The following is a 13,091-nucleotide window of genomic DNA, read 5'->3' as shown; positions in this document are numbered from 1 at the left end:
CCATGGAACTCAGGCCTCTCATTGCCGGCGCCGGAACGCCAGAGTGTCGGCGAAGTGCACCCTTTCCAGGCGCGGGTCGTGCCAATCGGTGATTTCGCCGGGGCCCAGCACCAGCAATCCGCCGGGCGCCAGGCGCCCGGCCAACTGGTTAACGATCTGTCGCTTCCGCCAGCGGCGGAAGTAAATCAGCATGTTCTGGCAAAAAATCAGGTCCATGTCGTCCATCGGTGCCTGATCCAGATTCAGCACGTTCAGATGGGCGAAGCAGACCCGCTCGCGCAGACCGTCCGCCACCTGCATGGTGTGCGTGTCCGCGTCCTTGAAATAGCGTTCGCGCAGCGCCGGGTCGATCTGCTCCACACGGCGCCGGGGAAACAGCCCGCGGCGCGCCTTGGCCAGCGTCGGCAGGCTGATGTCGGTGCCCGTGATGCCGTAGAACAGCGCTTTGCCGTGGGCACGGAACCGCTCGCTGATCAACATCGCCAGGGAGTAGGCTTCCTCGCCGGTGGAGCAGCCCACGCTCCAGGCGTTGAGGGTGGCGCCGGTGCCCCGCTCGGCGGCGAACTGGCCGAGGTAGTCTTCCACCAGCGCGAAAGAGCCGGGGTGACGGAAGAAGCTGGTTTCCTGCACCGTCAGCCGGTCCACCAGGGTGGACCACTCCATGGCGCGGGACTCGGTGGCCCCGGTGACCAGCTGCTGGTAGTAGGTGTCGTAGTCGTCCAGCCCCAGCTCGCGCATGCGGATATTGAGGCTGCTTTCCAGGAATTGCTTGCGCTCCGGCGCCAGCGTCATCCCGGTGCGCTCCTCCAGCAGGGCCTGCCAGAGCTGGAACTGCTCGGCATCCATGGCGGGGGCGCTCTTGATCGACCAGCGATCTGTCACTGCAAAACCCATGGTTCCGTCTCCGGAACCGGCTTACGCCGGTTCAGGAATGCTCCGGCAGGCGGAAGCCGGCGACTGAATTCCGCATTTCCTGCGCCATTTCCGCCAGGTCGCCAATGGAGCGGGCGGTGGCGGTGGTACCGGCGGAAGTCTGCGAAGTAATTTCCTGGATCACGTTCATGGTGTTGGAGATGTGACCCGCCGAGGCCGCCTGCTGGCGCGCCGCGTTGGAAATGTTCTGGATCAGATCCGCCAGGTTCTTGGATACGTTCTCGATCTCTTCCAGGGCCACACCGGCGTCCTGGGCCAGGCGCGCCCCCTTCACCACCTCGGCGGTGGTGGCTTCCATGGAGATCACCGCCTCGTTGGTGTCGGTCTGAATGGTTTTCACCAGGGTTTCGATTTGCTTGGTGGCGGCGGCGGAGCGTTCCGCCAGGCGTTGTACTTCGTCCGCCACCACCGCGAAGCCGCGGCCCGCTTCCCCGGCCATGGAGGCCTGGATCGCCGCGTTCAGTGCCAGAATGTTGGTCTGGTCGGCGATGTCGTTAATCAGGCTCACGATGTCGCCGATCTCCTGGGAGGATTCACCCAGGCGCTTGATCCGCTTGGAGGTTTCCTGAATCTGCTCGCGGATGGTGTCCATGCCGTGGATGGTGGCCTGCACCACCTCGGCGCCCTTGTTGGCGATCGCCACCGCTTTTTCCGCCACCGCGGCGGATTCGGCGGCGTTGGCGGATACCTGGTCAATGGACACCGCCATTTCGTTCACCGCCGCCGAGGCGCCGGCGATTTCCTGGGCCTGGTGCTCGGAGGCTTCCGCCAGATGCATCGCCGTGGACTGGGTTTCCTGGGCGGCCGAGGCCACCTGCACGGCGGAGTTGTTGATGGTCTGTACCAGGCTGCGCAGCTGGTCGATGGAGTAGTTGATGGAGTCGGCGATGGCGCCGGTGAAGTCCTCGGTCACCGTCGCTTCCACGGTCAGGTCACCGTCCGCCAGGTCGCCCAGCTCGTCCAGCAGGCGCAGAATCGCCGCCTGGTTACGCTGGTTCTCGCTTTCCAGTTCGTTCCGGCGGCGGGCCGCCTCACGGTTACGCTGCAGCATGATCAGGAAGAACAGCAACACGGCGATGGCGGCGCTCACCGCCCCCAGCCACAGCGACGGGAACAGGCCGGTGGTGGTCTGCTCGAACTGGGCGTTGAGGTTGGTGGATTCCTGCAGCAGGTCCTGGGAGTTACGGAAGATGGAGTCCGCCGCGCTGGCCACCTGGAACAGTTCCGGGGCGGTCTCGAGAATCTCGTCCACGGACTGGTTAACGAACTCGTCGAACAGCCGTGAGGTGCGGTCCAGATAGTTGAGCGCCTGCGGGTTGACGATCTGCTGCACGCCCATGGCTTCGTCGCCGGCCAGCATGCCGTTGAGCACGCGGCCGAATTCGGTGGCGTCGCGGCCGAAGTTGTCCGCCGCGATCACCGCGTTGTCGTCGCCTTCCAGCACCCGGGAGATGGAGCGCAGAATACGTTCGGTGAGCCAGATCTGGCGCTGGGCGAAGGCCACCTGCTCCGGCGGCGCGCCGGTGTCCACCAGGATGTCGACCACCGCCTGATACTCGGACTGCAGCTGCGGGATGGCCTGGGCCAGGGTGTCGGCCACCTCGTGCAGGTCGAGCACCGTGTCCTGCCCGTTGAGAATCGTGCCGGTGTCCTGGCGCACCTGATCCCACAGGGCCTGCAGCCGCTGTTTGACCTGCTCGTTGGCCACCGGCTCCTGCTTGAGGCCGTCCCAGGCCGACTGGAAGTCGCCGCGCGCGGCCTCCAGCAGCTCGAAGGCGTCGGCGTTACCGGACGCCGCCTCCAGGGCGTTTTTGGCGATCTGCTGCGAGACCACGCGCAATTCCGAGGCTTCGGTGATGTTTTCCTGCGCCCGGTTCGCGGTGGTGGCCGACAACAGGAAGTTGGCCAGCGCTAGGGCAACAAAAATGGCCAGCCCGATATAAAGCGCAATATTCAACGGGTTGCTGCCCGCGCCCCCCCGCACCTTGCTGAACACGTTTCCCGGTTTGAACTTCATAACTGGCTCCTGGCCTGGCTCTGTTCTTATCTCCCCTGCGCGGCACGCCGCTCAGCCCGTTCGGGCCGCCTGCATGAAGCGCGGGTCCTGTGCCAGCCGGGAAAGGCTGAACACGGACCAGAATTCCCCGTCCCTCTGATAACCGCCACGCAGATACGGACCCACATCCTGTTCCGCGAGCGGCGATTGCTCCTGATACGCCTCGATGGGGAAGTGCTGCATCCCCAGCACTTCGTCCACGATCACGCCGGTGTACAGATCGTCCTGATCCAGCACCAGCAGACGGCGCCGCTTCTCCTGCAATTCCGAGGTCTTGCCGAGAAAGCGGCTGAGATCCATCACCGTCATCAGGCGCCCGCGCACATTGGCGACGCCCTTCATCCAGTTCAGCACCCCCGGCACCCGGGTATAGGCCGGCACCGAGAGAATTTCCGAGACTTCATCCATGGGCGCCACGTAAAAGCGCTCGTCCAGCGTAAAGCCGACGCCGCTCCAGTATTGGACCGCGTCTTCCTGCATCGGCAGGCTGGCGGCCTGCCGACGGCAGCGGACGAAATAGTCCGCCAGCTTGATGAAGGCGGCGGATGCGGCTGCGCTCATGACACCTCTGTGTTCATTGGTCGGCCAGTTGCCGATCCACGGTTTTCAACAGTACGTCTTCATGCACCGGTTTGGTCAGATAATCCTTGGCGCCCTGGCGTTTGCCCCAGACCCGGTCGGTTTCCTGATCCTTGGTGGTCACGATAATGATCGGAATGTGGGCGGTATCGGCGCCTTTGGTGAGCTGTCGGGTGGCCTGGAAGCCGTTCAGCCCCGGCATCACCACGTCCATCAGCACCAGGTCCGGCAGCTCCGAGCGTGCCATGGCCACGCCGTCGGCGCCATTGGCGGCCTCCAGTACGTGGTGGCCGTGCTTTTCCAGAATCTCCCGCAGTTTGTAACACTCGGTGGGAGAGTCATCGACAATAAGAATGCGTGCCATCTTTTCCTCTTCAGGTTGAGCACCGCGACCGCCCGCGGGATCGCCCCGCGGCGAGCGCTAGACGTGCTGGCGAATCGCCCCCAACAGCTCGTCTTTGGAGAACGGCTTGGTCAGGTACTCGTCAGAGCCCACGATTCGACCCTTGGCCTTGTCAAACAGACCGTCCTTGGAAGAGAGCATAATGACGGGGGTCGCCTTGAATGCGCTGTTGTTCTTGATCAGCGCGCAGGTCTGGTAGCCATCCAGTCGCGGCATCATGATGTCCACGAAGATAATACTGGGTTTGCTGTCGGCGATCTTGGCCAGGGCATCGAAGCCGTCGGTGGCGGTGATCACTTCACAACCCGCTTTTTTCAACAAGGTCTCGGCGGTGCGACGAATGGTCTTGGAGTCGTCGATCACCATCACCTTGAGGTCTTGGAAATTGTCAGTCATGGAGAACTGCCTTTAAACCGTGAACCGTTACAGGCCGCAACGTCTTTTAATTATGAGCCTTTGTTGTCATGCGATAGGCAGGGCCCGCGATCCTTCGTGTTCCCCCCACTACATGCCACCGCCCCTTTTCTAAGGGGTTCTTCCGAGGACCTTATGGGTGAAACAGCCCAAGCCGAGGTTTTAACACAGATTCTACATTCAATCTATAAGGCCCTGTGAGACCTGAGAAAAGCGTCCCGTAGCGGGGCGGGCGACGCACTGCTAACATTGCCGGGCAACCCCCTTCCCCGGTCGTCCTGGAGCAACCATGAGCCTCAACATCGGCGTGGTGATGGATCCCATCGCCCAGATCAAGCCCTGGAAAGACACCACCCTGGCGATGCTGCTGGAAGCGCAGCGACGCGGCTGGACCCTGCACTACATGGAGCCCGCCGACCTCTACGTCCGCGACGGCCGGGTGTTCGCCGTGACCTCCGACCTGACGGTGCGCGACGACAACCAGGACTGGTTCACCCTGGGCGACCCGGCCCCCCGGGACCTGACCGGCATGGACATGATCCTGATGCGTCAGGATCCGCCCTTCGACGCCGCCTACCTGTACGCCACCTACCTGCTCGAGAAAGTCGAGCGCGAAGGCGTGCTGGTGGCCAACCGCCCGGCCAGTGTCCGCGACAGCAACGAAAAGCTGTTCGCCACGGACTTCCCCCAGTGCTGCGTGCCCACCCTGGTGTCCGGCCGCGCCGCCCTGCTGCGGGAGTTTGTAAAGGAGCAGGGTGACACCGTGATGAAACCGCTCGACGCCATGGGCGGCACCAATGTGTTCCGCATCGAGCCGGGCAGCTCCAACCTGAGCGTGATCATCGACGTGCTCACCGAGGACGGCAAAACGCCGATCATGGCCCAGCGCTTCGTGCCCGAGATCAAGCAGGGCGACAAGCGCATCCTGATGATCAACGGTGAGCCGGTGCCCTACGCCCTGGCGCGCATTCCCAAGGAGGGCGAATTCCGCGGCAACCTGGCCGCCGGCGGCACCGGCGAAGGGCGCGAGCTCACCGACCGCGACCGCTGGATTTGTGAACAGGTGGGCCCCACCCTCAAGCGCAAGGGCCTATACTTCGTGGGCCTGGACGTGATCGGTGATTATCTCACCGAGATCAACGTCACCAGCCCCACCTGCGTGCGCGAGCTGGACCAGATCTTCGGCATCAACATCGCCGGACAGTTGTTCGACGCCCTGCTGGAACTAAAATAACGACACCATGGCAGCACCTCAGGTAACCGCCGGCGACCGGCTTGGCTTCACATTGTTTCTCGCCCTGGCGGTGCACGGCGTGCTGCTGTTCGGCGTCGGCTTCGCGCCGGAAGAGCCGCGCGCGGCGCCCAACAGCCTGGATGTGACCCTGGCCATGCACCGCGCCGACGACGCCCCCGAGGAGGCGGATTTCATCGCCCAGGCGAACCAGGTGGGCTCCGGCACCGAAGAGGACAAAAGCGAGCTGACCACCACCGAGGAAGCCCCCTTCAGCGACCCGGACAGCCGCCAGGTGCAGCTCCAGGAGCCCACCGCGCGCCAGCCGACGCCGGTCACCCGCCAGAAGATTATCGTCACCCGGGCGCGCAGCGAGCGCGACATCGCCAGCGAACAGCAGGACCGCAACCAGGACGACCCGCGCCGCAAGGCGGACCGGGACAACGTGGACGAGCTCAGCCGTGAGATCGCCAGCCTGCAGGCGCGCCTGGACAAGCAGAAGCAGGCCTACGCCAAACGCCCCCGGGTGCGCCGGCTCACCTCGGTGTCCGCCAAGGCCCACTACGAGGCCGCCTACATCGAGGCGTTCCGCCGCAAGGTGGAAGCCACCGGCACCCGCCATTTCCCGCGCCGGGCGCTGGACAGCAACACCTTCGGCGGCGTGCGGCTGATGGTGGCGCTGCGCCGCGACGGCGGCATCGAGGAGGTCGAGGTGCTGCAATCCTCCGGCCATGATTTCCTCGACCAGGCGGCGGTGCAGAGCGTGCGTCTGGCGGCCCCGTTCGAACCCTTCACGCAGGACATGCGCGAGCGCATGGACGTGCTGGAAATCATCCGCACCTGGAAATTCGACGCCAACCGGCGGGTTTCCTCCAAGTAAGCGCCGCTGAAACCACTTCCTGGCCGGCTGTCCCTTGCCCTCGCCGGGCCGCCCCCGGATACTGGGGCCATGGACAACGCCAGCCTCAAACATCAGCTTTTGATCGCCATGCCACAGATGGACGATCCCAACTTCGAGCACACCGTCACCTATGTGGTGGAGCACGGCGACGACGGCGCCATGGGCCTGACGCTCAACCGCCCGGTGTCGCTCAGCCTGCTCGATATCCTGGTGGACATGGACATCGAAGTGGAGGTGCCGCCCTCCGAGCAGCACCAGGTGGTGGCCGGCGGCCCGATCCAGCAGGACGCCGGCTTCGTGCTGCACCGGGCCACCGCGCGCCACTGGGACAGCACCGTGACGCTGGCGGACGGCCTGTGCCTGACCACCTCCCGGGACATCATGGAAGCGATCGCCATCGGCGAGGGCCCGGAGGCCACGCTGGTGTGCCTGGGCTACGCCGGCTGGGACGACGGCCAGCTGGAACAGGAGCTGGCGGACAACGTCTGGCTGAGCGTGGCCAGCACCCCCGAACTGGTGCTCGACACCCCCTTCGATCAGCGCTGGCACGCCGCCGCCGCCCGCCTGGGCGTGGATATGAGCCTGATCGCCACCCAGGTCGGCCACGGCTGATGGCGAGGCCCGATTGACCCTGATCGCGTTCGACCACGGTACCCATAAGATCGGCGTCGCCAGCGGCAACGCCATCACCGGCACCGCCACGCCGTTGCCCGCCCTGGCCTGCCGTGACGGCCAGCCGGACTGGGATCGGGTGACGGCCCTGATGGAGGAATGGCGCCCGGAGACGCTGGTGGTGGGGCTGCCGCTGAACATGGACGGCAGTGAAAGCGAATCCAGCCAGCGGGCGCGCAAATTCGCCCGCCGGCTGCACGGCCGCTTCGGCATTCGGGTATGGATGATCGACGAACGGCTCTCCACCCGGGAAGCCCGGGAGCGCACCGGCACCCGCCGCGCCGATCCCAAAGTGGATTCCATGGCGGCGGCGGTGATCGCCGAGGGCTACCTGGGCGGCGCCACGCCGGTGGCGCCTTAGCGAGTGGTCCACTCGGTTATTGGCGCACGCCTTCCACGGAAATAATAATCTCCACGGTTTCGGAAGCCGGGCCCAGGTCCTTGGTGATGCCGAAGTCCGCCAGCTTCAGCGTGGTGCTGGCTTCCAGACCCATGCGGTAACCGCCCCAGGGATCGTCACCGTAGCCGATCATCTTCGCGTCCAGGGTCACCGGCTTGGTGACGCCGTGCAGGGTGAAGTCGCCGGTGATCTTGGCGGTGCGTTCGCCGGTTTGTTCGATGCGGGTGCTCTCGAAGGTGGCGGTGGGGTATTCGCTCACATCCAGAAAGTCGTCACTGCGCAGGTGCTTGTCGCGCTCGGCGTGGTTGCTGTCGATGCTGGCGGTCTGGATCTCCGCGCGCACCTTGCTGTTCTCCGGGTTCTCCTCGTCCACCGTGAAGCTGCCGGTGAATTCGTTGAAGTTGCCGTACAGCCAGCTGTAGCCCAGGTGGGAGATCTTGAACAGGATGAACTGGTGCTGCCCCTCGGTATCGAACTGGTAGGTGCCGCCGGGCTTGTCGGCGAAGGCCGGGGTGCTCAGCAGCACCGCCAGCAGCGGGATCAGAATTCGGTGTTTCAGCATGGTGTTCTCCTTTCCGGTCTTGGTCGCAGGGTTACGGGCGCAACATCCGTTTGAGTGTCGCATCCCGGTCGATAAAGTGATGTTTCAGCGCCGCTAGGCCGTGCAGCCCGGCCAGCACCACCAGCGCCCAGGTGCTCCAGTAGTGCACCAGGCCGGCGCTGTCTTCCAGGCCGTTTTGACGCCCGGTCAGCGACGGCACCTGGAACAGCCCGAACACGTCGATGCCGCTGCCGTCGGCGGTGCTGATCAGATAGCCGCTGACCATCGCCACCAACAGCAACCCCAGCAGCCCCCAGTGCGCCAGCCGCGCGCCGATTCGCTCCCAGCGGTGGTGGCCGGCGAGCGGCGCCGGCGGCGGTGACAGGGCGCGCCAGGCCAGGCGGATCAGCACCACCGCCAGCAGCGTCAGGCCGACACCGCGGTGCAGGTCCGGCGCGCTCTGGTACCAGGGGTCGTAATAGCTGAGCTCCACCATATACAGCCCCAGCCCGAACAGCGCGAACACCGCCAGCGCCACCAGCCAGTGCAGGCCGATCGCGACCCAGCCGTAGCGAGCCTTGTCATTGCGTAGTTTCATAACCGAAGAGTGGCCCAGTGAACGTGAACGGGCCAGCGTGTCGATTAGTGCTGTTAGATCGAAAAAACTGTAGTGTTGCCCACTCCGGGGCGCCTGATATTCTGTCGCTCTGAACCGCTGGGGAGAACCGCGTTGCGCTGGAACCAAGCACAAATAGACAGCCTGCTGGACGGCATGGCCGAGGCGCTGGCCCTGGACAGCGGCGAGCCCCCGCCGTCACTGGTGGGCATTCAGTCCGGCGGCGCCTGGGTGGCGGAAGCCCTCAACCAGCGGCTGCCCACGCCCCTGCCGCTGGGGCGTCTGGACGTGAGCTTCTACCGGGACGACTTCGACACCCGCGGCCTGAAGCGTTCGGTGAAGCCTTCCGACCTGCCGTTCGACGTGGACGGCGCCAATCTGGTCCTGGTCGATGACGTGCTGATGACCGGCCGCACCATCCGCGCTGCCATGAATGAACTGTTCGATTTCGGCCGCCCGGCGTCCATCCGTCTGGCGGTGCTGTTCGATATCGGCCACCGGCAATTGCCGATCCGCGCCGATATTTGCGGGGAAACTTTGGCATTGCCGCCCCATCAACGGGTAGAATTGGCCGGGCCCGCGCCTTTGACTGCGGAGATCAGAGACATAAGGCCCGAAGAATGACGCTTGCGCCGCCGCCCTCCTCCCGCGTGCAGCTCACCGAAGACGGAAAGCTGCGACACTTTCTTTCCGTTGAACACCTGCCCCGTTCCCTGCTTGAAGACATTCTTGATACCGCCGCCAGCTTCGTCGACGTGGGCGGACGCGCGATCAAGAAAGTGCCGCTGCTGCGCGGCAAGACGGTGGTCAACCTGTTCTTCGAATCCAGCACCCGCACCCGCAGCACCTTCGAGCTGGCCGCCAAGCGGCTCAGCGCCGACGTGCTCAACCTGGACATCGCCAAGTCGGCTACCAGCAAGGGCGAAACCCTGCTCGACACCCTGCGCAACCTGGAGGCAATGGCCGCCGACATGTTCGTGGTGCGCCATCAGGATTCCGGCGCGCCCTTCTTCATCGCCAATGAGGTGACGCCGAGAGTGGCGGTGATCAACGCCGGTGACGGCCGCCACGCCCACCCCACCCAGGCGATGCTGGATATGTACACCATCCGCCACTACAAGGGCGGCTTCGCCGGCCTGCGGGTGGCGATTGTCGGCGACATCCTGCATTCGCGGGTGGCGCGCTCGCAGATCCACGCGCTCAATATCCTCGGCGCCGAGGAAGTGCGGCTGATCGGCCCGCGCACCCTGCTGCCCACCGACGTGGAGCAGCTCGGCGTCACCGTGTTCACCGACATGGCCCAGGGCCTCAAGGACGTGGACGTGGTGATCATGTTGCGCCTGCAGAAGGAGCGCATGGATTCCGCGCTGCTGCCCAGCGAGGGCGAATTCTTCCGCCTCTACGGCCTCAACAACGAGAAGCTGCGCCACGCCCGCCCGGACGCCATCGTCATGCACCCGGGGCCGATCAACCGGGGCGTGGAGATCGCCTCGGAAGTGGCCGACGGCCCGCGCTCGGTGATTCTCAACCAGGTGACGTTCGGCATCGCGGTGCGTATGGCGGTGATGTCGATGACCATCAGCGGCCAGGAAAGCAACCCGGACCACGGAGGCGACCATGGCCGCTAGAGCCCATCTGCTGATCCGCAAGGGCCGGGTGATCGACCCGCTCTCCGGCCGTGACGAAGTGGCCGACCTGCTGGTGGAAGACGGCCGGCTGGTGCGCATCGGCGCCAGCCTGGACGCCCCCGGCGCCGAGCTTATCGACGCCGAGGGCCACTGGGTGATCCCCGGTCTGGTGGACGCCTGCGTGCACCTGTCCCTGCCCGGCAGCGGCCGCGCCGGCGACATCGCCTCGGAAACCCGCGCCGCCGCCGGCGGCGGCATCACCCACATGGCGGCGCAGCCGGACTGCGGTCCGGTGGACTCCACCGCGGTGGTGCGGCTGATCCGCGAGCAGGCCGGCCAGGCCGGCTTCGCCCGGGTGCTGCCGGTGGCCGCGCTCACCCAGGGGCTGGAAGGCAATCAGCTGGCGGAGATGGCGACGCTGGCCCGGGCCGGCTGCATCGCCGTGGGCCAGGCCGGCGCCCGTGTGGTCGACGCCCTGGTGCTCAAGCGCGGCCTGGAGTACGCCGCCACCTTTGATCTGCCGGTGATGTTCCGTCCTCAGGACGCGGCCCTGGCCGGCGGTGGCTGCGCCCACGACGGGCCGGTGGCCACCCGCCTGGGTCTGCCCGGCATCCCCGCCGTGGCGGAGTCGGTGGACCTGGCCCGCGACCTGCTGCTGGTGGAAGCCACCGGCGTGCGCGCCCACTTCCAGCAGATCTCCAGCCGCCAGTCCCTGTGGCTGCTGCGCGAAGCCAAGGCACGGGGCCTGCCGGTCACCGCCGATGTGAGTATTCACCATCTGCTGTTGGACGAGTCCGCCATCGAAGGCTTCAACAGCCACTGCCATGTGATTCCGCCACTGCGCGGCGCCGCCGACCGGGAAGCGCTGCTGGCGGCGGTGGCGGACGGCACCATCGACGCCATCTGCTCCCAGCACCAGCCGGTGGGGTCGTCGAGCAAGGCGGCGCCGTTCCCGGCCTCCAAACCGGGCATCTCCGGCCTGGACAGCCTGCTGCCGCTGATTCTCAAGCTGGTGGCGGAGGGCGCTTTGCCGCTGCACCGGGCGCTGGACGCGGTCACCGCCGCGCCGGCCCGCTGCCTGGGTATTCAGGCGGGGCAGCTGGAAGCCGGCCGCCCGGCCAGCCTGTGCGTGCTGGCCGCCGATGAAAGCCGCGGCCTGGCCAGCCACTGGCTGTCGGCGGGCCGTAACTCGCCCTGGCGCAACGCCACCCTGCCCGGGGTGGTCAAGCTCACCGTCTGCCAGGGCAAGGTCAGCTGGCTCAGCGACTGACGCCGGCGTCCGCTTCCATCTGAAACAGATGGGTCGCCAGCAGCGACTCGCCCATCAAACCCGGGGCGAACTGCAGTTGCCCCCGGGTATCGGTGAAGATCGTCGCCGGCGTGCCGCGAATGCCCAGCCGCTGCATCAGCATTCGGTTCTCCCCCAGCGCCCGGCTGATGTCCTCCGGGATATCCCGCAACGGTGCCAGGCCGCCGGCGTCGAACTCTTTTTGCCCTTTCTCCAGGGCCGCCAGCGGGTCGTCGGCGGCGAGCACCGCGGCGCCCTTGGCGTGGCTCTGCGGTTTGAGAATGCCGACAATGATATGGCGCACCTGGGTGACGTTGTCCGGGTCGTCGATAAAGGGCCGCATCGCCTCCCACTGGCGCGCGCAGTACGGGCATTCCATGTCGGTGAACATGTAGGCGACCCGCTCCGGATTTTCCGGCCCTTCCGCCACCCAGTGGCTGTCCGCCAGCAGCGACCGTACCTGCCGGGCCTGCTCCTCGCTGATCTGGGCGCTGGCCGGCGGGCTGAACAACGCCGCCGTCAGCGCGATCAGCAGCGGCGCCACCAGCGCCAGGGTCTGTCGGACGGTCGGTCGAGTGTGCATGGGCTACTCCTGACGGTGCGGGTTAATAAAATGATGAAGGCTGGCCCGGGAAAGCGGCCCCACATGGCTGTTGACCAGGGTGCCGTCGCGGCCGATCAGCACCGTGGTGGGCAGGCCGCTGCCGCCCAGGGCCCGGGCCAGGTCGCTGTGCGGGTCCGACACCACGTTGTCCAGGCGCAAACCCTCTTCCAGCAAATAGCCGCGGATAATCTCCGCCGACTCACCCTGGTTGGCGTACACGAAACGCACCTCCGGATAGTCGCTCTGGCCCTGTTCCAGCACCGGCATCTCGCGCCGGCAGGGCGGGCACCAGCTGGCCCACAGATTGACCAGGGTGAGGCGGTCCTCGGACAACGCGGAAAGCGCCACGGGGGTGCCGTCCAGCCGGTGCAGGGTCATCTCCGGCGCCGGCTGGTCGGTGCTGCTCACGGCCAGGGTCACGCTGGCGGTGAGCACCGCCGCCACCGCGCCGGTGAGCAGGGCGCGCCAGCTCTCGGACAGCGGCGCGTCCTGTTCCCGGCCGGCCCGGCCGCGCAGCGCCCAGGCCAGGGCCAGGCTGGCGCCGGCCACGGCGCCGGGCCACCAGAGACCGCCGTCGCGCAGGTCGATCATTTCCAGCGGCCCGGCGAAGCGGTCGTGGTAGCGCGCCACGAACGCCACCCGCGCGCCGATCAGCGCCAGCAGCCCGATGCGCCATAGCAGCGGCTCGGCGTCCCCGTGGCCACGGCGGCGGCGGTACCAGGCCACCAGCCAGGCGGCGATCAGGCCCACCAGCCAGGGCAGCAGGGCGAGCGGTAGCGCGAAGGGTCCGAGTTGCAAAGCGTTCATGGGGCCTCTTGGGTGTCC

Annotated in this window: 16 protein-coding genes; 7 read left to right on the top strand and 9 right to left on the bottom strand. The window is 66.3% G+C overall.

Annotated elements, in window-relative coordinates; translation table 11 throughout:
• Positions 1-18: 18 nt before the first annotated feature.
• From ACMG4O_RS02875 to pilG, 5 genes are read right to left on the bottom strand one after another with little or no spacing between them, the layout of a single operon-like run.
• A complete protein-coding gene (locus ACMG4O_RS02875) occupies positions 19-894 on the bottom strand; it encodes a CheR family methyltransferase (RefSeq protein ID WP_142947915.1) in 876 nt (291 codons plus the stop codon).
• Positions 895-925: 31 nt separating this feature from the next.
• Positions 926-2,950 (bottom strand): methyl-accepting chemotaxis protein, encoded by a 2,025-nt coding sequence (locus ACMG4O_RS02870; RefSeq protein ID WP_370185141.1) that lies wholly within the window; start codon positions 2,948-2,950, stop codon positions 926-928.
• A 51-nt stretch (positions 2,951-3,001) separates the two neighbouring features.
• A complete protein-coding gene (locus tag ACMG4O_RS02865; RefSeq protein WP_067605338.1) occupies positions 3,002-3,550 on the bottom strand; it encodes a chemotaxis protein CheW in 549 nt (182 codons plus the stop codon).
• 13 nt (positions 3,551-3,563) lie between these two features.
• Positions 3,564-3,932 carry a twitching motility response regulator PilH gene (pilH, locus tag ACMG4O_RS02860; RefSeq protein ID WP_067605340.1) on the bottom strand — a complete coding sequence of 123 codons (369 nt, stop codon included), beginning with the start codon at positions 3,930-3,932 and terminating at the stop codon, positions 3,564-3,566.
• Positions 3,933-3,989: 57 nt separating this feature from the next.
• On the bottom strand, positions 3,990-4,367 hold the full coding sequence (gene pilG, locus ACMG4O_RS02855; RefSeq protein WP_067606169.1) for a twitching motility response regulator PilG: 378 nt from the start codon (positions 4,365-4,367) through the stop codon (positions 3,990-3,992).
• A 307-nt stretch (positions 4,368-4,674) separates the two neighbouring features.
• Here pilG and gshB point away from each other — a divergent pair, with 307 nt between their 5' ends.
• From gshB to ruvX, 4 genes are all read left to right on the top strand, one after another.
• Positions 4,675-5,619, top strand: coding sequence for a glutathione synthase (gene gshB, locus ACMG4O_RS02850; protein ID WP_414434405.1), 945 nt, complete (start codon positions 4,675-4,677; stop codon positions 5,617-5,619).
• Between the two features lie 7 nt (positions 5,620-5,626).
• Positions 5,627-6,496, top strand: coding sequence for an energy transducer TonB (locus ACMG4O_RS02845; RefSeq protein WP_370202131.1), 870 nt, complete (start codon positions 5,627-5,629; stop codon positions 6,494-6,496).
• Positions 6,497-6,565: 69 nt separating this feature from the next.
• Positions 6,566-7,129: a YqgE/AlgH family protein gene (locus tag ACMG4O_RS02840; protein WP_142947911.1), complete on the top strand. Its 564-nt coding sequence runs from the start codon at positions 6,566-6,568 to the stop codon at positions 7,127-7,129.
• A gap of 13 nt (positions 7,130-7,142) precedes the next feature.
• Positions 7,143-7,550, top strand: a complete 408-nt coding sequence (gene ruvX / locus ACMG4O_RS02835) for a Holliday junction resolvase RuvX (protein ID WP_370202132.1) — start codon at positions 7,143-7,145, stop codon at positions 7,548-7,550.
• Positions 7,551-7,566: 16 nt separating this feature from the next.
• Here ruvX and ACMG4O_RS02830 read toward each other — a convergent pair whose 3' ends face one another.
• Together ACMG4O_RS02830 and ACMG4O_RS02825 are read right to left on the bottom strand one after the other, a co-directional pair.
• Complete coding sequence (locus ACMG4O_RS02830; protein WP_142947909.1) at positions 7,567-8,151, bottom strand: YceI family protein; 585 nt, start codon at positions 8,149-8,151, stop codon at positions 7,567-7,569.
• Positions 8,152-8,182: 31 nt separating this feature from the next.
• A complete protein-coding gene (locus ACMG4O_RS02825; RefSeq protein WP_370185149.1) occupies positions 8,183-8,728 on the bottom strand; it encodes a cytochrome b in 546 nt (181 codons plus the stop codon).
• Positions 8,729-8,860: 132 nt separating this feature from the next.
• On the opposite strand from ACMG4O_RS02825, the gene pyrR reads away from it, so the two are divergent.
• Genes pyrR through ACMG4O_RS02810 form a run of 3 tightly spaced genes read left to right on the top strand, consistent with a single transcriptional unit; the run spans position 8,861 to position 11,644 of the window.
• Positions 8,861-9,370: a bifunctional pyr operon transcriptional regulator/uracil phosphoribosyltransferase PyrR gene (gene pyrR / locus ACMG4O_RS02820; RefSeq protein WP_185956868.1), complete on the top strand. Its 510-nt coding sequence runs from the start codon at positions 8,861-8,863 to the stop codon at positions 9,368-9,370.
• Positions 9,367-10,374: an aspartate carbamoyltransferase catalytic subunit gene (locus ACMG4O_RS02815; RefSeq protein WP_194856763.1), complete on the top strand. Its 1,008-nt coding sequence runs from the start codon at positions 9,367-9,369 to the stop codon at positions 10,372-10,374. Before pyrR ends, ACMG4O_RS02815 begins: the two co-directional genes overlap by 4 nt.
• On the top strand, positions 10,364-11,644 hold the full coding sequence (locus ACMG4O_RS02810) for a dihydroorotase (protein ID WP_370211295.1): 1,281 nt from the start codon (positions 10,364-10,366) through the stop codon (positions 11,642-11,644). Before ACMG4O_RS02815 ends, ACMG4O_RS02810 begins: the two co-directional genes overlap by 11 nt.
• Here ACMG4O_RS02810 and dsbG read toward each other — a convergent pair.
• Positions 11,634-12,245 (bottom strand): thiol:disulfide interchange protein DsbG, encoded by a 612-nt coding sequence (dsbG, locus tag ACMG4O_RS02805; RefSeq protein ID WP_414434404.1) that lies wholly within the window; start codon positions 12,243-12,245, stop codon positions 11,634-11,636. The genes ACMG4O_RS02810 and dsbG overlap by 11 nt on opposite strands.
• Before the next feature lie 3 nt (positions 12,246-12,248).
• A complete protein-coding gene (locus ACMG4O_RS02800; protein WP_414434403.1) occupies positions 12,249-13,073 on the bottom strand; it encodes a prolipoprotein diacylglyceryl transferase family protein in 825 nt (274 codons plus the stop codon).
• Positions 13,074-13,091: the final 18 nt, after the last annotated feature.

This window comes from Alloalcanivorax venustensis (assembly GCF_047495515.1).
GTDB lineage: Bacteria > Pseudomonadota > Gammaproteobacteria > Pseudomonadales > Alcanivoracaceae > Alloalcanivorax > Alloalcanivorax venustensis.
The sequence above is the reverse complement of the archived record's forward strand: the minus strand, read 5'-3'. Positions and strand labels throughout refer to the sequence as shown.